The organism is Oceanococcus sp. HetDA_MAG_MS8 (assembly GCA_019192445.1).
Classification (GTDB): Bacteria; Pseudomonadota; Gammaproteobacteria; order Nevskiales; family Oceanococcaceae; genus MS8.
On sequence record JAHCMK010000009.1, the window covers coordinates 77,349 to 94,923 of the forward strand.

General features: G+C 59.2%; 16 protein-coding genes. 12 read left to right on the forward strand and 4 right to left on the reverse strand.

Annotated elements, in window-relative coordinates:
• The first annotated feature begins 9 nt into the window (after positions 1 to 9).
• The 11 genes from bchY (at position 10) to KI787_13935 (ending at position 11,191) form a co-directional block, all read left to right on the forward strand.
• Positions 10 to 1,629, forward strand: coding sequence for a chlorophyllide a reductase subunit Y (gene bchY / locus KI787_13885; GenBank protein MBV6631041.1), 1,620 nt, complete (start codon positions 10 to 12; stop codon positions 1,627 to 1,629).
• A complete protein-coding gene (bchZ, locus tag KI787_13890; protein ID MBV6631042.1) occupies positions 1,629 to 3,080 on the forward strand; it encodes a chlorophyllide a reductase subunit Z in 1,452 nt (483 codons plus the stop codon). The genes bchY and bchZ overlap by 1 nt, the downstream gene beginning before the upstream one ends.
• 148 nt (positions 3,081 to 3,228) lie before the next feature.
• Positions 3,229 to 3,477, forward strand: a complete 249-nt coding sequence (locus KI787_13895) for a hypothetical protein (protein ID MBV6631043.1) — start codon at positions 3,229 to 3,231, stop codon at positions 3,475 to 3,477.
• Between the two features lie 126 nt (positions 3,478 to 3,603).
• Positions 3,604 to 3,834, forward strand: coding sequence for a light-harvesting protein (locus KI787_13900; GenBank protein MBV6631044.1), 231 nt, complete (start codon positions 3,604 to 3,606; stop codon positions 3,832 to 3,834).
• 11 nt (positions 3,835 to 3,845) lie between these two features.
• Positions 3,846 to 4,031, forward strand: coding sequence for a light-harvesting protein (locus KI787_13905; protein MBV6631045.1), 186 nt, complete (start codon positions 3,846 to 3,848; stop codon positions 4,029 to 4,031).
• A gap of 99 nt (positions 4,032 to 4,130) precedes the next feature.
• Positions 4,131 to 4,955: a photosynthetic reaction center subunit L gene (gene pufL, locus KI787_13910; GenBank protein ID MBV6631046.1), complete on the forward strand. Its 825-nt coding sequence runs from the start codon at positions 4,131 to 4,133 to the stop codon at positions 4,953 to 4,955.
• Between the two features lie 23 nt (positions 4,956 to 4,978).
• Positions 4,979 to 5,944, forward strand: a complete 966-nt coding sequence (gene pufM / locus KI787_13915; GenBank protein ID MBV6631047.1) for a photosynthetic reaction center subunit M — start codon at positions 4,979 to 4,981, stop codon at positions 5,942 to 5,944.
• The gene (locus KI787_13920) at positions 5,944 to 6,972 is read left to right on the forward strand and encodes a photosynthetic reaction center cytochrome c subunit (protein ID MBV6631048.1); all 1,029 of its coding nucleotides are present in this window, start codon (positions 5,944 to 5,946) and stop codon (positions 6,970 to 6,972) included. The genes pufM and KI787_13920 overlap by 1 nt, the downstream gene beginning before the upstream one ends.
• Positions 6,973 to 6,985: 13 nt before the next feature.
• On the forward strand, positions 6,986 to 8,320 hold the full coding sequence (locus KI787_13925; protein ID MBV6631049.1) for a DUF3422 domain-containing protein: 1,335 nt from the start codon (positions 6,986 to 6,988) through the stop codon (positions 8,318 to 8,320).
• A gap of 238 nt (positions 8,321 to 8,558) precedes the next feature.
• Positions 8,559 to 10,094 (forward strand): hypothetical protein, encoded by a 1,536-nt coding sequence (locus tag KI787_13930; GenBank protein ID MBV6631050.1) that lies wholly within the window; start codon positions 8,559 to 8,561, stop codon positions 10,092 to 10,094.
• Between the two features lie 104 nt (positions 10,095 to 10,198).
• A complete protein-coding gene (locus tag KI787_13935) occupies positions 10,199 to 11,191 on the forward strand; it encodes a hypothetical protein (protein ID MBV6631051.1) in 993 nt (330 codons plus the stop codon).
• A 32-nt stretch (positions 11,192 to 11,223) separates the two neighbouring features.
• Here the strand turns inward: KI787_13935 and tmpT are convergent, their stop codons facing one another.
• Together tmpT and KI787_13945 are read right to left on the reverse strand one after the other, a co-directional pair.
• On the reverse strand, positions 11,224 to 11,868 hold the full coding sequence (gene tmpT / locus KI787_13940) for a thiopurine S-methyltransferase (protein MBV6631052.1): 645 nt from the start codon (positions 11,866 to 11,868) through the stop codon (positions 11,224 to 11,226).
• A 314-nt stretch (positions 11,869 to 12,182) separates the two neighbouring features.
• On the reverse strand, positions 12,183 to 13,100 hold the full coding sequence (locus KI787_13945) for an alpha/beta hydrolase (GenBank protein MBV6631053.1): 918 nt from the start codon (positions 13,098 to 13,100) through the stop codon (positions 12,183 to 12,185).
• A 263-nt stretch (positions 13,101 to 13,363) separates the two neighbouring features.
• Here KI787_13945 and KI787_13950 point away from each other — a divergent pair, with 263 nt between their 5' ends.
• Positions 13,364 to 15,031, forward strand: a complete 1,668-nt coding sequence (locus KI787_13950) for an alkaline phosphatase D family protein (GenBank protein MBV6631054.1) — start codon at positions 13,364 to 13,366, stop codon at positions 15,029 to 15,031.
• A 59-nt stretch (positions 15,032 to 15,090) separates the two neighbouring features.
• Here KI787_13950 and KI787_13955 read toward each other — a convergent pair whose 3' ends face one another.
• Both KI787_13955 and KI787_13960 read right to left on the reverse strand, forming a co-directional pair.
• Entirely contained in the window at positions 15,091 to 16,497 is a 1,407-nt protein-coding gene (locus tag KI787_13955) for a TolC family protein (GenBank protein ID MBV6631055.1), read from the reverse strand.
• Positions 16,498 to 16,550: 53 nt separating this feature from the next.
• A complete protein-coding gene (locus tag KI787_13960; protein ID MBV6631056.1) occupies positions 16,551 to 17,570 on the reverse strand; it encodes an HlyD family efflux transporter periplasmic adaptor subunit in 1,020 nt (339 codons plus the stop codon).
• Positions 17,571 to 17,575: the final 5 nt, after the last annotated feature.

Sequence of the window (17,575 nt, forward strand, 5' to 3'; positions counted from 1 at the left end):
GAGTTCGCTATGACAGCATTCGATGATCGCAGCCCCCAAGCCAGTCCGGAGGTGGTGTACGACAGCGCGGCCGATACTGCCTTGGATAACACCACTAGCTCGGCTGCGGCCGAGGCCGTCACTCCGCTAGCCGATCTGGATACGGCGCAAAGCGGTTGCCATGGTGGCCAGAAAACACTGCACGACGCTGCCAAACAGGCCGGTCAATCCGAGATCCTGGAGCGTTACGCCAAGGATTACCCCACCGGCCCGCATGACCAGCCACAAAGCATGTGCCCAGCCTTCGGGTCGTTGCGTGTGGGCTTAAGAATGCGTCGTACGGCGACCGTGCTTTCGGGCTCGGCTTGCTGCGTATACGGGCTCACCTTTACCTCGCACTTTTACGGGGCGCGCCGGACGGTGGGCTACGTGCCGTTTAATTCAGAGACCCTGGTCACCGGCAAACTGTTCGAAGACATCCGCGAAGCGGTATTCAAACTCGCCGACCCTGAGCAATACGACACCGTTGTGGTCACCAACCTGTGCGTACCTACTGCGTCTGGTGTGCCGCTCAGGCTATTACCCAAGCAGATCAACGGCGTGCGCATTATCGGCATTGATGTGCCCGGTTTTGGGGTGCCCACCCATGCCGAGGCCAAAGACGTGTTGGCCGGAGCCATGCTGCAATATGCATGCACGGAAGCCGAGGCCGGGCCGGTGGCTGCGCCGCGCGAGCAGCGTGCAGCGCTGCCCAGCGTTACCTTGCTGGGTGAAATGTTCCCGGCCGACCCCATGAGCATTAGTGCACTGCTGGCGCCCATGCAGCTGCAAGCTGGCCCCGTGGTGCCCACGCGCGAGTGGCGCGAGCTGTATCAGGCCTTGGATGGTGCTGTGGTCGCGGCGATTCATCCCTTCTACACGGCTTCGGTGCGGGAGTTTCAGGCGGCTGGCCGGCCTATCGTGGGTTCTGCCCCGGTCGGCTATGACGGTACCGCGGCTTGGTTGGACGCCATTTCTGAGGCTGCTGGAATATCTGCGGCTCGCCGCGACGCGGCTAAGAACCAAAGCCTGCCGGCTATTCGTGCTGCTCTGGATGCCAAACCAATTCGGGGGCGCATCAACGTGAGTGGTTATGAAGGCTCGGAGCTTCTGGTGGCGCGGCTGCTCATTGAGTCCGGCGCCGAAGTGCCCTATGTGGGGACGGCCTGTCCTAAAACACCGTGGTCGGAAGCTGACCGGGAGTGGCTGCTGGCCAAAGGTGTGCAGGTGCAGTATCGGGCCTCCTTGGAGCAGGACTTGGCTGCGCTGGCCGAGTATCAGCCGGATTTGGCCATTGGCACCACGCCCGTTGTGCAAAAAGCCAAAGAGCAGGCCATTCCAGCCTTGTATTTCACCAATCTAATTTCGGCGCGGCCTTTGATGGGGCCGGCCGGTGCCGGGTCTTTAGCGCAGGTCATCAATGCCGCCCTGGGGAATCGGCAGCGTTTTGCTGCCATGCAGGACTTTTTCGCGGGGGTCGGCGAGGACTACGCCGCTGGCGTCTGGGAAGACCAGCCTCAAGACCGGCCGCAGTTCAAGGCACGCTATGCACGCAAGATGGCTAAACAGGCTGCCAAGCGTAAATCTAGCGAAACGCAGGATCTGGGCTGATGTTGGTTCTCGATCATGATCGCGCCGGCGGCTACTGGGGCTCGGTGTATGCCTTCACCGCCATCAAAGGTCTGCAGGTGGTTATTGATGGTCCGGTGGGCTGCGAAAACCTGCCTGTTACCTCGGTACTGCATTACACCGACGGGCTGCCCCCGCATGAGTTGCCCATTGTGGTGACCGGTCTGGCCGAAGAAGAGTTAGGCCAAGAGGGCACCGAAGGGGCGCTGCGCCGGGCGCATGCCACCCTCGATCCCGACCTGCCCTCGGTGGTGGTGACCGGCTCTATCGCCGAGATGATTGGCGGCGGTGTCACCCCAGAAGGCACGAATATTCAGCGTTTCTTGCCGCGCACCATTGATGAAGATCAATGGCAAAGCGCAGACCGGGCCTTGATGTGGTTGTGGACGCAGTACGGCACCAAGACCATTCGTCCGCGTAAGCCCAAGCCTGGAACGGCGCCCAGGGTGAACATCATTGGCCCTATGTACGGCACCTTCAATACGCCGTCCGATCTGGCCGAAATTCGGCGTCTGGTCGAAGGCATTGGGGCCGACATCAATATGGTTTTCCCTCTGGGAAGTCATCTGGCCGACGTACCCAAGTTGATTGATGCCGATGTCAACATCTGCATGTACCGCGAGTTTGGGCGGCTACTGTGTGAGAACCTGGAGCGGCCGTATTTGCAGGCCCCCATCGGTCTGCACAGCACCACCAAGTTTTTGCGCAGCCTGGGCGAACTCTTAGGGCTGGATCCCGAGCCCTTCATCGAACGCGAGAAGCACACCACCATCAAGCCCTTGTGGGATTTATGGCGCTCCGTCACGCAGGATTTTTATGGCACCGCCAGTTTTGGGGTGGTGGCTACCGAAACCTATGCCCGTGGCCTGCGCCATTTTCTGGAAGACGAGATGGGGCTGCCCTGCCACTTTGCCTTTGGCCGTAGTGCCGGGGTGAAGCCCGATAATGCCGCTGTTCGTGAGGCCATTCAAAAGAATCCACCGCTGGTGCTCTACGGCAGCTACAACGAGCGCATGTACCTCGCCGAAATGGGCGGTCGCTCGGTGTATATCCCAGCCTCATTCCCCGGTGCAGTGGTGCGCCGGCATACCGGTACGCCCTTTATGGGCTATGCCGGGGCGACTTATGTGGTGCAGGAAATCTGTAATGCGCTCTTCGATGCCTTATTCCACATTCTGCCGCTGGGTAGCGATCTCGATCAGGTAGACCCCACTCCGGCCCGCCTTGATGAGGCGGCCATGGCCTGGCATCCCCAAGCCCAGCAATTATTCGATGCCTGGGTGGAGCAGAAGCCCATCTTGGTCCGTATTTCCGCCGCCAAAACACTGCGTGATCGGGCTGAACGCCATGCTCGCCTGAGCGCGGCCGAGCAAGTTATGGCCGAGCACGTGCAGCGTGCTCAGGGCGGTATTGAACGAGGGCAGGCTGCATGAGGCTGGCCCACACCGTGTTTCGCATTGTGTTCGGGGTTGGCTCGAGCAGGCTGCGTAACGACGCGAGGCGTGTGTATGACTTTTCTGGAGGGGGAAGCCGTACAAGACGATTCGCGTTTGCACACCTTGTTTTGTTCAAGGGGGAGTTATGACAACGCAATCCATCACCACCATGGGCCTTCATCCGTCACCCGCGCAGACTGCACGGGACCGACGCGATTTTCGCCTGATCTTCGGTACGGCCTTCGTGCTGTGCTTTTTTCTCACGGTTTTCGCCCACTTCATGCCCAAGAAGTGGCGCGGTTGGATGCCGTCGGCGCAGAGCGATCACTCCATCTTGGAGCAAACCCGTTCTGCGGCCAGTAGTGCGGCGTCCTTTGCCTTGATGGGCTGGTAGCGGGGGATGAAAGGAATTCACCGGGGGGTCCGGTGAAGGTTGGGGCCAATTTGGCCGCAGCCAGGTCGGTCGCGGGACCTACGCCGCGACGTGGGCCGCAAGGCCCAAAACTGAGGGAAGCAGACTATGTCTGATGCTAACCGTCCGGGTGGTTCGCTATCCGGTCTCACCGAAGGGGAAGCTCAGGAGTTCCACAGGATCTTCGTCACGAGTTTTCTCATCTTTACCGGGATCGCCATTGTGGCGCATTTCCTGGTGTGGTCCTGGCGGCCCTGGATTCCAGGTCCCGAAGGGTATTCCGCGATGATCGAGAGCGCGAAAACGCTCGCGAGCATCTACCTACCCACCTTTAGTTAGGAGATAACGATATGTGGCGTATTTGGATGCTTTTCGATCCTCGCAGAACTCTGGTGGCCCTGTTCACCTTCCTGTTTGTTCTGGCAGTTCTTATCCACTTCGTCCTGTTGAGCACCGATCGCTTCAACTGGTTGGAGGGAGCCGCTGCTGCGAACACCACGCAGGTACAGGCCGCACTACCTCAAGCAAGGTCTTAGACCGAGCTGCGCGAAGCGGACGGAGCCGGTCCGCCAGCTCCGTCCGCACTTGGGCCAATCCAAGACCGGACGCAAGCCTCAGCACACAAGGAGTGGGCAATGGCAATGTTGAATTTTGAGAAGAAGTATCGAGTCCGCGGAGGTACTCTGCTGGGCGGCGATCTGTTTGATTTTTGGGTGGGTCCGTTTTACGTCGGCTTTTTCGGCGTCACCACGCTTTTCTTTGCTGCCCTGGGCACTCTGCTGATCGTGTATGGGGCGGCCATTGGTCCAACCTGGAACCTGTGGCAAATCAATATCGCACCACCGGATCTGAGCTATGGCTTAGGTTTAGCGCCGTTGAAGGAGGGCGGGCTGTGGCAGATCATTACCATCTGCGCTGTTGGCGCCTTCGTCTCCTGGGCGCTGCGCGAGGTGGAAATTTGCCGCAAGCTGGGCATGGGCTACCACGTCCCTTTCGCCTTTAGCGTTGCCATCTTCGCCTATGTGAGTTTGGTGGTCATCCGCCCGGTACTCATGGGTGCCTGGGGGCATGGTTTTCCCTACGGCATTATTAGTCATCTGGACTGGGTGTCGAATGTGGGCTACCAGTACCTGCACTTTCATTACAACCCGGCGCACATGATTGCGGTGACCTTCTTCTTCACCACAACCTTTGCCCTGTCCTTACATGGTGGCTTGGTGCTGTCCGCACTGAATCCGCCCAAAGGCACGGTGGTCAAGACCGCCGAACACGAAAACACATTCTTCCGCGACACCATCGGCTATTCCATTGGCGAGCTGGGCATTCACCGCCTGGGCTTGTTCTTAGCCTTGGCTGCCGGCTTCTTCAGCGCGGTTTGCATCATTTTGAGCGGCCCTTTCTGGACTCGGGGTTGGCCGGAATGGTGGAACTGGTGGCTGGAACTGCCGGTGTGGAGTTAAGAGGAATACGGGGGAGTTAGGTCATGCCGCAATATCAGAATATTTTTAATCGTGTGCAGGTCCACGCGCCACCTTATCCCGGCATTGAATTGCCGGCTGAGGACGAGCCGCGCCTGGGTCAGCCCTTCTTTAGTTATTGGGCCGGCAAGTTTGGCGATGCTCAAATCGGGCCCTTGTACCTCGGCTGGTACGGATTAGCCTCGCTGCTGTGTGGCTTCATCGCCATCGAGATTATTGGCCTCAACATGTGGGCCTCGGTGGGCTGGGATCCGATTCAGTTTGTACGCCAATTGCCCTGGCTCGCACTGGAACCGCCCAGCCCCGAACATGGGCTGAGTATTCCGCCTCTGGCCGAAGGGGGCTGGTGGTTGATGGCAGGGTTCTTCCTCACCGCTTCCATCTTGCTGTGGTGGATGCGGGTGTATACCCGCGCCAAATCTCTGGGCCTGGGTACGCATATCGCCTGGGCTTTTGCCGCAGCGATTTGGTTGTACTTAGTCCTGGGCTTTATTCGCCCGCTGGCGATGGGGAGCTGGGCGGAGGCGGTGCCTTTCGGCATCTTCCCCCACTTGGACTGGACCGCTGCCTTTTCTATCCGCTACGGCAATCTGTTCTACAACCCCTTCCACATGCTCAGCATCGTGTTTTTGTATGGCTCAGCTCTGCTGTTTGCTATGCACGGCGCCACCATTTTGGCCGTGACCCGTTACGGCGGTGAGCGAGAAATCGAGCAGAGTTTGGATCGCGGGACGGCTTCAGAGCGGGCGGCTTTGTTCTGGCGGTGGACCATGGGCTTTAACGCCACGATGGAGTCTATTCACCGCTGGGCCTGGTGGTTCGCCGTGCTGTGCCCACTGGCGGGCGGCATTGGCATCTTGCTCACCGGCACCGTAGTCGACAACTGGTACCTCTGGGGCATTGAGCATGGCTTGGTGCCACCTTATCCGGACGTCTATCCCGGCGTAGTTGACCCGGCAGGAGCACAATAATGTTTAAACCGGCATTTATCGTTCTCGGCGTCTCGGTAGCCCTGTTTCTTGGCGGGTTCATGTTGTTCACGGCCGGCTGGGACCGACCACCGATTGAAGACGAACAATCGGGGTATCGCGGTACCGGCATGGTGCAAATTGCGAACCCACGCGAGAAGGCGGTCTTGTTAGCCTCGCAAACCGTCCCGGATCCCATTGCACCGGCGGCCGCCGCAGGGCCGCGAGCCCGTGATCTGTATCAAAACGTGCAGGTGCTGGGCGACCTGTCCGTGGGACAGTTTGTCCGCGTCATGCAGGCCATGACGAACTGGGTGGCTCCGGAGCAGGGATGTACCTATTGTCATGTGGGCAACTTGGCGGCCGACGACAAGTACCAAAAAGTGGTCTCGCGCAAGATGTTGCAAATGACCCAACACATCAATGCCAATTGGAATACCCATGTGGGTGAAACCGGGGTGACCTGCTACACCTGTCACCGTGGACAAAACATCCCTAGCAACTACTGGTATACCGATCCGGCGGTGGCCGAAGCTGCGCCCATGGTGGGGGCTAAGGCCGGGCAAAACCAGCCTGCGGAGGCTGCGGTGCTGGCATCCTTGCCGGCTGACCCATTCACACCTTATCTGCTAGAGGCGGCGAACATTCGCATTGCTGCGCAAAATGCCTTGCCCACGGGGCGGCAAGATGGTGCAACCATCCAAAGCACCGAGGGCACCTACAGCCTCATGATGCATATGTCGGATGCCTTGGGTGTGAACTGCACCTTCTGCCATAACTCGCGGGCCTTTTCCGACTGGGAGCAAAGCAGTCCGCAGCGCGTCACGGCTTGGCATGGCATTCGGATGGTGCGCGATGTTAACGTGGACTACATCCATCCACTCAATGATGTCTTCCCGGAGCATCGCAAGGGCCCCTTGGGAGATGCCTTCAAGGCAAATTGCAGCACCTGTCACCAGGGAGTCAACAAACCCTTGAACGGGGCACAGATGGCTAAGGACTACCCCTCGCTACTCAGTGTGAGCGAATGAGCGGAATGCGGAGGTGACGCAGAGCGGTAGCGCGGGTGGCGCGGCCTCGCCACTGGCGCTACCGCCCGATCATCCACAGCGCTTCGACCTTCATAACGAGGTCCACGCGCGCCCACCCACTCCAGTGCGGGCGCCGGCCCGCGTTACCTTTCTCGCACTCCGGGTTAATTCCCAGCAGCGCGGGCAGGAGCGGCGGCTGCTGGAAAAGTTGGCAGCAGAGCATGGTGTTCGGGGGCCCCAGCCCGGCTTCAATTATTACTACGCGAGACTCGGTGGCTTTGACCTCAAGTGTGAGCGACACACCGAGTTCACGCGTTACGAAATCATTTGCCGTGGGGCTTACGAGCTCGGCTTTTCCAACCCTGCCCTCAACGCCCTGCCTGGAGGCTGGGCACGCTCCTTGCCCGGAGAGGTTCTTGCCGCGATCAACGTGCATTTTTGGCCTCAAGATCAGTTGCCTTGGAGCCATGTTGATGATTTGTCCCAAGCCTATTTCGATAACAACCCGCTGATCGGCGCCAAAGTCGGCGGTGAGGCTGGGCATGCATTCACCGATTTCAAAATTTATGCGGACGGGTTTAGCCGCGTTCTGATTCTCGATCACGACTTCACGCCGCGCCAAGCCGGGCGGACCATGCAGCGCATTGTTGAGATCGACACCTACCGCATGCTGGCTTTGCTGGCCTTTCCTATCGCCAAACAGCTCCTGCCGTTTTTGCAGGGCTGCGAAGAGGAGCTGGTCGAGGTGACCTCAGCCATGGCGGAGGGCAGTAGTCACAATGACGCCGCTTGGTTAGAGCGGCTAACCCGCATTTCGGCACAAATCGAAAACAGCATTTCGAGTTCACAGTCGCGCTTCTCGGCCGCGAATGCCTACTCGCAAATCATTCATCGGCGGATTACGGAGCTGCGCGAAGTGCGCCTCGTTGGCGCTCAGACCTTCTCCGACTTCACCGAGCGCCGCTTGGAACCTGCCATGCAAACCTGCCGAGCCACCAATGATCGGCTGGTTTTGCTATCGGAGTCCGTGATGCGAGCCAGTCAGTTGCTGGGCACCCGCGTGGATATGGCGCGCCAGGCGCAAAACCAAGAGCTGCTCAGTTCCATGAATCGCCGGGCCGCCTTACAGCTTCGCCTACAACAAACCGTCGAGAGCTTGTCCTTGGCGGCCATTACCTACTACGCCGTGGGTTTGGCCGGCTATGTGGCCTACGGGCTGAAAGAGAGCGGATGGCCGGTGAACCCAGACTTGGTGAAGGCCCTAGCAGTGCCCGTGCTGGGCGGCCTCATTTGGTACTCCATTCGCCGGGTTAAGCGCATGCTGGAGGCTGGCGAGCACAAGCCCTAAGTCCAGCTGCTGGAGTGTTGTGGTGGCGCTCCACCACGTTCACCAGCTAGACGCGGGCGGCCGTTGAAACGAAACGGCGGTGCGAATGCGGCTCACTGCATCCTGCCGAATTGGCGTAGGGCGCCGGCCTTGGATCTGGCGCAGAACCTGCTTACCCAAGACCAAGGCAAAGGCGCCGCTTGCTGAGCGATGCCCTTGTGGGGAACGAAGCCGCATTTCAATCTTGGGGATCTGCGTGATGAAAAACACTCTGCTGGTCGGCATGTGCTGCCGACAGCTGCTGTGCGTGGCAGCAATAATCAGCGCTTTGGTGGCTTGCAATGCTCAGGAACCAAGCCAGGCGCGCGACCTCGGCCTGCAGGCCCGATCTACCGGGGCGGAAGTGGATGGGGATGTGGTGCGCATGGATGTTCCTGTGCCCATCTTTTTGGTGGGGTTTGAGCCGAGTTTGGCCGCCGCCCTGGAAGACCAACTGCGGCCGATGACGCAAACCGTCAGCAGCGGCCTCGCGCCAACCGCGCGCTACACGGTGCATGTTCCAGATCAGCGCTGGCAATCCGATTTCGACACCTTCTTGGAGGCTGCAGATCATCCGGGTCACCCTGATGAGACGGGCTTTAGGGGCCAGGTCCTTGATGGCAACGCCATTGAAGCGTACCTGGATCAGAACCTGGAGAAGATTTCTCCGGTTCCTGAGGGCCTCACCAGCTTGGTTGTTTTGGACCCAGGGCTGCGCGGTCATGCCTACCATTACGCGGGCAATGTGGGCTGGCGCGAACCGGTGCGCAGTTTTGGGGAGGCCACGCCACGGATTATTTGGGATCCGCATGCGGAGGTGGATCCTTGGGTTGGAACCAGCCTTGCGCATCACGTACCCGTGGACATGGCCTCGCCGGAGCTGATTGCGTCCTGGGCCGAGCGCGCTGTGGCGATCCGCGCCCTGCAGGCACCGATTTGGCCACCTACTACTAAATCCTGCCATGCCATTACCGTGTTGTTGGCGGTGCGCAACACCTCCTTAACGCCGGCCTTACTGGGTCTGCAGTCCTGGGAGGAGACTCTGGATATTCCCCATCTGCAAAGCACCTTCGAGGAGTTGCTCAAGGGTGATGTGTTTGTCGATCTGGTGGTGCGTCAGTTGCCGCTGGAAGACCCGGTTCTGGATTTGGTCACGCGGGAAAATAATGCCCGGGTGGCAACCGCAACCTATTTAGATCTGAATTTCGACAGTTATCACGTGCCGCATGGGGACTGCGAGCCCTACCTGAGCCTGGTGGTGTTTGGCGATCTGGTGGATCAGCGCACGAGCAGCAACGGTAACGCGCAAATTTCGCTGGTGAATGGGCGCCGGATTAGCACCAGTTTAGTGGCCGAGAATGTGCGCCTGATGAGCGAGGTGGTGGGTTACAACGAAGTCTATGATGAAAGCACCAACTTCGAGCGCGTGGGGCCAGGAGCGGACCCCCTGGAGTGGTTTAACTGGCTGGTCGCGCATGAAACGGGTCACCTGTTTTCCTTGCCCCACCCGAATACGGGCACCGGCGAGGGCACCAGCTACTCCGACACGGCTTTTGAGTCCACGTGGAATGCCATGGGTTATCAGATGCGGCGCATCGTGACCGAGATGTCGGCAGTGGATGCCAACAATGTGGCGCGCAACCAAGCCGCGTATGCCGTCCTGGCCTTGCCCGACAGTCCACAGCGCGATGCGGCCCTGCAGGCCATGGCGAACTATCGTTGGCGGGAGGCGCTGGATTTGGCCACCCGCCCTTAACGAGGTATTGAGCCGTACCGGGCTGATCAGACTGCTAGGCTAGCCATGGCGGCGAGCACAGGGTTGGTTGGCCGCCAAAGCGGGTCTTGCTGATGGAGATAACGATGACATGCAGGCTTTTCGCAGCCAGTGGCTTAGTTTTGGCGGTGAGCTTGGTCGCATGCGGGGGCGGCAGGCCGCCCATCGCGAATGGCCAAGGCGCAGCGGCTGTGGATCCAGAGACACTTTGCCTGAGCGAAGACTGCGCAAGCCGCAGCATGGTGGGTGTGGTGCCCGATGCCGAAAATATCCTCTATGCCAGCAATGGGCAGGTGTTTGTCAGCGGTGGAACCAATGTTTTTGAGGTGAGGGCGGCAGCCGACCAAAGCTACACGCTACGGCCCTTGGCGGAGACTGCATGCAACTTCACGGGTTTGGCCGAACGCGCCAATACCGTTTATGCCGCCTGCGGGGATCAAAGCCTCTACGCCATGTCATTGCTTGGCGGCACTCAGCTGCAAAAAATTCATACCTTGGATGGTATGAGTTTGCCCAATGGTATGGCCGTCGGGCCGGATGACTGCTTGTACATCGTGGATGGACCGCTGTCCGGCACCGCTCTGCCCAGCCCCAAAATTGAACGGGTATGCTTGAGCTTTGATCCTTTGGCCGTGGCCAGCCAAGAGACTTGGCTGGATCAAGGGCTTGAACTGCCCAATGGCATCGCCGCCTATGGACAGGGTATTGTGCTCACAAACAGCACCCTCTTGCTGCCATCCAGCCAAGTGCTCTGGATTGGCATGAATGACCAAGGCCTCCCCACAGAGCCCACCGTGCTGTACAGCCGGATCAGCATTTTTGATGACCTTAGCGTGGTGGGCGACCATATTTTGGTCAGTGACTTCGCGGGCGGAAGCGTGTTTATGCTCAACGCCAATGGTGAGGTGGTGCAGGAGACTGCGGTGCAGGGTTTTGCCTTCCCGTCTGCATTACAGCTGGTGGGGCCGCCTCAGTTTAATCTCGGCGATATTCTGATCACCGAAAAGGGAATTTTGGGAGACACGCAGTCCTCCTTTGGCAATGTGCTCACCTTGTTCAGGCAATCTCCGGCCGAGTAGCTTCGGCTTGGCGTGTGCAGATTCCGGTGCCGCTACCGCGCCTTGGGCTGTAGCATCCAGGCCTGCTCCAGCGCGGGTTGCTGCCCCTTGAGACCGCCCGCAACGCTGCGCTCGGCTAAGGCTTGAACCGCGAAGCTATCTCCATACAGGTGCTCGATGTCTGCAAGCGGGACGGAGAACGGAGGCCCCGTCATGGCGCTCTGGTCATACGCAAAGCTAATCAAAAACTGAATAGTACTTGCGGCGAGGTCTTGGAGTTTGCGCGCATAGGCTTCGCGCGTCTGAGCCGGAAGAGCCACCAAGGCCGCGCGGTCATATATCGCGTCAATGGGGCCTAGCTGCGCGGGGTCTAAGGCAAAGATGTCTCCCACGTAGATATCCAAGCCAGGGGCTTGGTACAGATCTAAAGCCCCGAGCTCGCGAATATTGGCCGGCAGCTTGAGTTCGGCGAAGAGCTCTTGTACCGCTTGGGCGCTGAACTCCACGCCAACCACCGCATAGCCCTGGCGCAGAAACCAGTGGATGTCACGGGTTTTACCGCACAGGGGCAAGAACACACGAGCCGATGCTTGCAGGCCGATGTGGTCCCAGTAACGGGTGAGTAAAGAGTTGGCCTGACCTTCGTGAAAGCCGATCTCACGCGCTTGCCAGCGCTCTAGCCAAAAGCTTTTTTCCACAAGCCTGCCGGGAAGCCGAAAACCTTCACAGTGTAGTGCGTGGAGCAAAGCTGAGCCCCGCGACCATCATGATCGCGGGGGCAATCCCTCAGACCATCGCGAATGAGGGACTTAGATAGGTTCGCAGCCCAAATCCAATCTGGCCAGTAGGTCATTCACCGGAAAGCAGCTGGCTGAAGGAAGCTGCGCGGGCACATACCGACTCAGGTTGGCGTCCTAGAGGGCATCTTGAAGGAAGAGCGTGAGTTGATCGATTTCGGCTTTACTGAGGCCCAAGGCACAGAGCGAAGGTCGAGTGGCTCGGCCGGCCTACGCTACGCTAGGCCACGGTTATGCTGCAGAAACGCTTCGTAGTCACGCAGGAAGTCTGGGAGCCGGTCGTAGTGCGGAAGCGCACCTGCCGAATATTGCTGGATGGTCCAGTTGGGCCGGTCGGTGTAAAAGCGTTTGCGGCGGTAGTCGGTAAAGTCGCCACGATTTCCATGTGCCATCCACACTGGCATGCGCAAGGAATCGTATAGTCGGGTGCTGTCGGCGCTGAAGAGAAAGCCGGAGAGGAAATCGAAGGGAGCATGGGCGGCGCCGGGCTGATGAGCACTTTTCCAGGCATAGTCGATCAAGCTTGCGGGCACATCTTTGGAGCCAAAGGTCTTGCGCAAAAAGAAGGCTACGCTGGTCCTGCTGGTCAGCATTGAGAACAGCTTATCCTTCCATAATGGGCGTGTGAGGTTGCGATACAGCCAGTCCTTGCCGCGATGACTGAGCTCTGGGCCATCCCAGGGCTGGTCGCGATTAAAGCCGGTAGGGCTGACCAGCCCCAAGGTGGCATACGCTGCGGGCTGCTCCTTAGCGGCTCGGGCCAGGAACTCACAGCTCAGAGATAAGCCCATGGCATCGAGCGCCTGTAGTGGGTGCAAACTTTGCAGATGTTCCTGGGCTTGGTGGATGGCGTCGGTCATCAGACGGGGCGTATAGCGAATCGCCGGCCGGGCTGAGTGGCCGTAGCCAGGTAGATCCAGGGCATACACCGGGCGCTTGTCCCCCAAGGCATGAAACACGGGCGCCCACTCTCGCGCCGAAGCGGCTGCATTAATGCTGTGCACCAGCAGTAAGGGCCGCGGTGCGGATTGTGATGCTGGTGGCTGGCTGCCATACAGGCGCAGGGTGCCCAGTGGACTATCAAGGTCCCACTGCTGTCCGGGAAGAGCGGGTTCTAGAGCGGGTGTTGACATGCATAGACCTGGAGCTTGGGGCTAAGAAGGCAAAGGCTGGGACTCAGCCTCGCACAGGCAATGGTGGATGGCATTGAAGCCTGCTGCTCAGAGACGGCAACAACGGCATGCCCACCATGAGCTGCTCAGCATATCGAGCCTGTAGAGAACTGTCGCTGCGGTTTCAGCCTCTCTCGCAGCAGCTTCTAGTGTGTTTGTTGTCATAGAACCGTCGTCGAGCCTGACGATAATGCGCAGTCCCCTCCGCTGCTCCATGTCTTGAAATGAGTCAGAAGAAAACCCTCAGACCGACATTTTCCCGCCGTGACGTCCTTCTGAAAGGCTCCGCTGCAGCCTTGGTGGCTCCCTTTGCTAGCGGCTGTAATGGCGGTCGAAGTCTGACCGCCTCCAGGCGCGACGGCACACCATTAGAAAGCCCTTTCAAGCATGGTGTGGCCTCGGGTGACCCTCTACAGGACCGGGTCATTCTCTGGACCCGTGTGACCCCCACCGCCGACAACATGGGCGACATTCCGGTCATCCTCACCGTTGCTTCCGACCCCGAGCTAACGCAGGGCGTGATGGTGCAGGCCGCGACGGCGCCGGCTGCGCGCGATTGGACTGTGAAAGTCGACTTTGCCGGGCTGGCGCCGGGCCAAAGCTATTACTACCAGTTCGAGGCTATGGGCTTTCGCTCCGTGGTCGGCAGAACTAAAACTGCGGGCTTGGATCCCGACAATGTGCGCTTTGCGGTGACGAGCTGCTCCAACTTTGCAGCGGGGTACTTCAACGCCTACCGATTTATTGCCGAGCGTGATGACTTGGATATGGTCTTGCACTTGGGCGACTACCTCTACGAATACAACAGTGGTAGTGGTGACCGCACGCACATGCCGCAGCGGGAAATCCTGACCCTGGCGGATTACCGCGAACGCCATGCCCAGTACAAGGCCGACCCCGACTGTGCCGCTGCGCATGGTGCTCACCCTTGGGTCACGGTATGGGACGACCATGAGTCCACCAACAACTCCCGCCGGGACTCCGCGCAGAACCATACCGAGGGTGAGGAGGGAGTATGGGAAGTGCGTAAGGCTTGGGCGCAACAAGCTTATGACGAGTGGATGCCGATCCGCCTTCCAGAGCCTGGTAACCCCAACAAGATTTGGCGCAAGTTCCAGTTCGGCAGCCTGATGGAGCTGTGGATGCTGGATACGCGGTTGTTTGATCGTGACGACGAAGCGGATCTGGCCTCTAATGAGGTCTTCGACCCCGACCGCCGGCTCATCGGCCCAGAGCAGCGCGATTGGCTGCTCGACGGTATGCGCAATAGCACCGCCACCTGGAAGCTGATCGGTCAGCAGGTGATGTTCGGCCCACTCAAAGCCACGGTGTTACCAGACATTGATCTACCGCTAGGCGCCTTGGGTGAGCTGCCCATTCCTATCCTGGGTGGAGGCGAAGGCACCCGCGATGTAGTAATCAATGCCGATCAATGGGACGGTTATCAGGCCGAGCGCAAGGCCATCTTTAATCACATTCGCCAGAACAATATCGAGAATATGGTGGTACTAACCGGCGATATTCACAGCTCCTGGGTGATGGACTTGCCACGTGATCCGGACAATTTGCTGGACTACAACCCGCTCACCGGTCAAGGGTCTTTGGGAGTGGAATTTGTGGCCACTTCGGTGACGTCATCGGGCTTTGATGCGGTGCCTGGTTTGACGCAGCTACCAGAGCTGATCAACGCCATCCGCCTCACCAACCCGCATATGCAATACATCGAAGGCACCCGGCGTGGGTATTTGGTGATGGATGTGAGCCGCGATCAAACCCGAGGCGAGTATTACTACGTGAGTACTATCGCCGAGCGTGGGGGAAGTGAAGAGCTGGCCGCGCAATACAGTGTTGCCGCTGGAGCCAACCACATTACCCGCGGGGGACTGGCTTAGGTCCTCATAGCGGGCGGCCAGCACATTCGCAGTGCATAACTCGAGTGTGCTGGCCCAGGCTATCGCGGCCGCGTGAGGGTTTCTGGACTTAAGCCAAGTTCCACCAAGTTCACCGTGGCGGCGTCGTAATGCGTGCGTGCCGTGCGGGCGCGCATGGCGGCGTCGTGGTAACGCACCTGCGCATTGGCTGCGGTTTCTTCGCGTAAATTCACCACGAAGAAGTCACTGGCCCCACTCTCAAAGCGGCGCACTTCAGCTAAGCGCAGCGTTCGGGCCTGTTCGACTTCGTCAGCCGCTAACTCATAGAGTTTTTCGGCTGCTTGCAGCTCCTGCAGGATGTTGCGTAAATCCAGACGGAGTTGGTCTTCGGTTTGCTGCAGATCAAGCAGAGCGGCCTGTAGCTCAGCCTCGCCTTCGCGGACCCGCCCACGGGCTTCGCGCAGTTGCAATGGCACCGAGAAACTCATGCCGATCACCGTATCGGTGGAGTCTCTGGAGTTACCGCCTTCGGCAACAGCGCCCAAGCCATCGGCAACTTCGAGTTTGAAGTCCAGCTCCGGGAGGAGGGCATTGCGCCTGAGTTGCAGCTTTTGCTGCAGCCGCTCCACCGTCAGCGTTTGCAGCAGTAGCTCCGGGCGCTGCTCACGAATGCGCTGCCAGGTCTGGTCAGCTTCTAAATTGGGTGAGGCGAAGCGCTCTAAGGGCTGGTAGGCCGGCAGGATGCTCACGGAGACCGGGCGTGGTTCACCATCAACACTGCGCAAGAAAAAGCTCAAATCGTTGCCGGCAGTAATAAAATCGCGCCGCGCCGCCTCCACAAAGGACTGGCGACGGAGTAGGTTTTGCCGATTCTCGGTGAGATAAATGGGCGCTAGCGCACCCCGGTCAATTTGAGCTTTGAGAGCAGTTTGGCGCTCGTAAGCTAACTCCAGCAAGTCCTCATACACCTTCAACTGACGCCCTTTGGCCACCCAGTTCCAATAGGCAATGGCCGCGTCACGTTGCACCTGCACCTGAGTGAGCAACAAGGAATAATCCGCAGCCAGTAAAGAGAGGCTGCTATCGATTTCTCCAAAGCGCGCCTTGTCGATGGCTCGGTCGCGCAGTAAGGGCAGGTTGAGCCCGGCCTTGAGCGTGCCCCCAGTGTTGGTGAAGGACTCGTCTTCGTAGATGGGAAAGTCGCCCTCGGAGACCCGATACTCCGAGTACACAGATGCACCGAGACTGCGGAGCTGCTGCTTGGCTTTACCTCTTAAGGAGTTGCCATCGTAGAACCCGCTGGCCCGGCTGGAGGACTCGGCGCTGAGTTGTAGATCAAAAGCACCGCGCGCAGCCTCCAGGCTGCCGGAACGCGCTTCTCGCTGAGCAATGCTGCGCCGAATGGCGGGAAACCTCGCCTGTGAGGACGCCAGCACTTCATTGAGCGTAAGAGCGTCTTGAGCTGGGCTCAGTCCCGGGGCGAGCATAGCTGCACCCATGATGAGTAATGCCCAGCAATGGCTAGGCCGAGCAGCACGAATCATTGGGCGGGTTGATCAGGAAGGCTGGGCGGGAAGTTGTTGAGCTGACGCCACAACTCATAGCCTACGTTGGTGGTGCCAAGCAAAATCCAGCCCTGAGCTTTGGCGCCAAAGCGGACAAAACGTTCTTCCGGCCAGGGCTCATCGCTATCGGTGTCTTCGGTGACGAGCACGCGGAATTGACCGTTGACCTGCGCCGAGGGATCCACCGCCACCACCTTACCGGGGAAGGTGCCAATGGCCACCGAAGGCCAACCACTAAACTGCACAGCCGGCCAGCCCTCAAACTGTAGGCGCACCTGGGCGCCAGGCTGCACGAGGGCCACATCGCGGCCGTCAATGAACAGCTCTACGGCGCGTTGCACATTGTCGGGAACAAAGGTGGCAACGACGCTGCCAGTGTTGATAAAGGTCGCGGTATCTCCAGCATTGACGCGCAGAATGACGCCATCGCGGGGCGCGCGCACGATCTGCATGGACTGGCGCGACATGTTGACTTCGACCCGGCTCAGTTCGGCGGCGGCTTCGGCGACACGTGCTCGCAGCTCAGCCACACGAATACGGCTTTGTTCGTATTCCCGTCTAGAGGCCAATCCGTCATCGAAGAGCTCTTGGGTACGGCGTAGGTCGATCTCAGCCGTGGCCACAGCCGATTCAGCAGCGTTGAGCTTTGCCATCACTTGGCTGCGTTCGGTATTCAGCCGCTCTAAGAGTTGTGGGTCGTTGTCCACGATACGCACGATGGGGTCGCCTACTTTGACCGGCATACCATCGTGAACGTACCACTCGGCAATGCGGCCGGAGACTAAGGCGTTGATTTCTTGTTGGCGGTCGTTAGGGTTGAGTGCGGTGACCGCTCCCATGCCGGTGGTTGTTTGCACCCAGGGTGTGAAGGCCAAAAAAAGGCCGCCCAATATGAGGAGAACCACAATCATGCGGCTGACTTGCGGCATGACCCGAGGAATGCGCTGGTTATTCAGCGTCCGAAAATGCGTGTAGTGATCAGCAAGAGTAGGCATGGTCA

What these genes read in the sequence shown, in the direction of transcription:
- KI787_13900 (MBV6631044.1), top strand. Translation starts at nt 3,604, where the DNA reads ATGTCTGATGCTAACCGTCCGGGTGGTTCGCTATCCGGTCTCACCGAA.
- KI787_13955 (MBV6631055.1), bottom strand. Translation starts at nt 16,497, where the DNA reads ATGCTCGCCCCGGGACTGAGCCCAGCTCAAGACGCTCTTACGCTCAAT.
- KI787_13920 (MBV6631048.1), top strand. Translation starts at nt 5,944, where the DNA reads ATGTTTAAACCGGCATTTATCGTTCTCGGCGTCTCGGTAGCCCTGTTT.
- pufM (MBV6631047.1), top strand. Translation starts at nt 4,979, where the DNA reads ATGCCGCAATATCAGAATATTTTTAATCGTGTGCAGGTCCACGCGCCA.
- KI787_13895 (MBV6631043.1), top strand. Translation starts at nt 3,229, where the DNA reads ATGACAACGCAATCCATCACCACCATGGGCCTTCATCCGTCACCCGCG.
- KI787_13945 (MBV6631053.1), bottom strand. Translation starts at nt 13,100, where the DNA reads ATGTCAACACCCGCTCTAGAACCCGCTCTTCCCGGACAGCAGTGGGAC.
- KI787_13935 (MBV6631051.1), top strand. Translation starts at nt 10,199, where the DNA reads ATGACATGCAGGCTTTTCGCAGCCAGTGGCTTAGTTTTGGCGGTGAGC.
- bchZ (MBV6631042.1), top strand. Translation starts at nt 1,629, where the DNA reads ATGTTGGTTCTCGATCATGATCGCGCCGGCGGCTACTGGGGCTCGGTG.
- KI787_13905 (MBV6631045.1), top strand. Translation starts at nt 3,846, where the DNA reads ATGTGGCGTATTTGGATGCTTTTCGATCCTCGCAGAACTCTGGTGGCC.
- pufL (MBV6631046.1), top strand. Translation starts at nt 4,131, where the DNA reads ATGGCAATGTTGAATTTTGAGAAGAAGTATCGAGTCCGCGGAGGTACT.
- bchY (MBV6631041.1), top strand. Translation starts at nt 10, where the DNA reads ATGACAGCATTCGATGATCGCAGCCCCCAAGCCAGTCCGGAGGTGGTG.
- KI787_13960 (MBV6631056.1), bottom strand. Translation starts at nt 17,570, where the DNA reads ATGCCTACTCTTGCTGATCACTACACGCATTTTCGGACGCTGAATAAC.
- KI787_13950 (MBV6631054.1), top strand. Translation starts at nt 13,364, where the DNA reads ATGAGTCAGAAGAAAACCCTCAGACCGACATTTTCCCGCCGTGACGTC.
- KI787_13930 (MBV6631050.1), top strand. Translation starts at nt 8,559, where the DNA reads ATGAAAAACACTCTGCTGGTCGGCATGTGCTGCCGACAGCTGCTGTGC.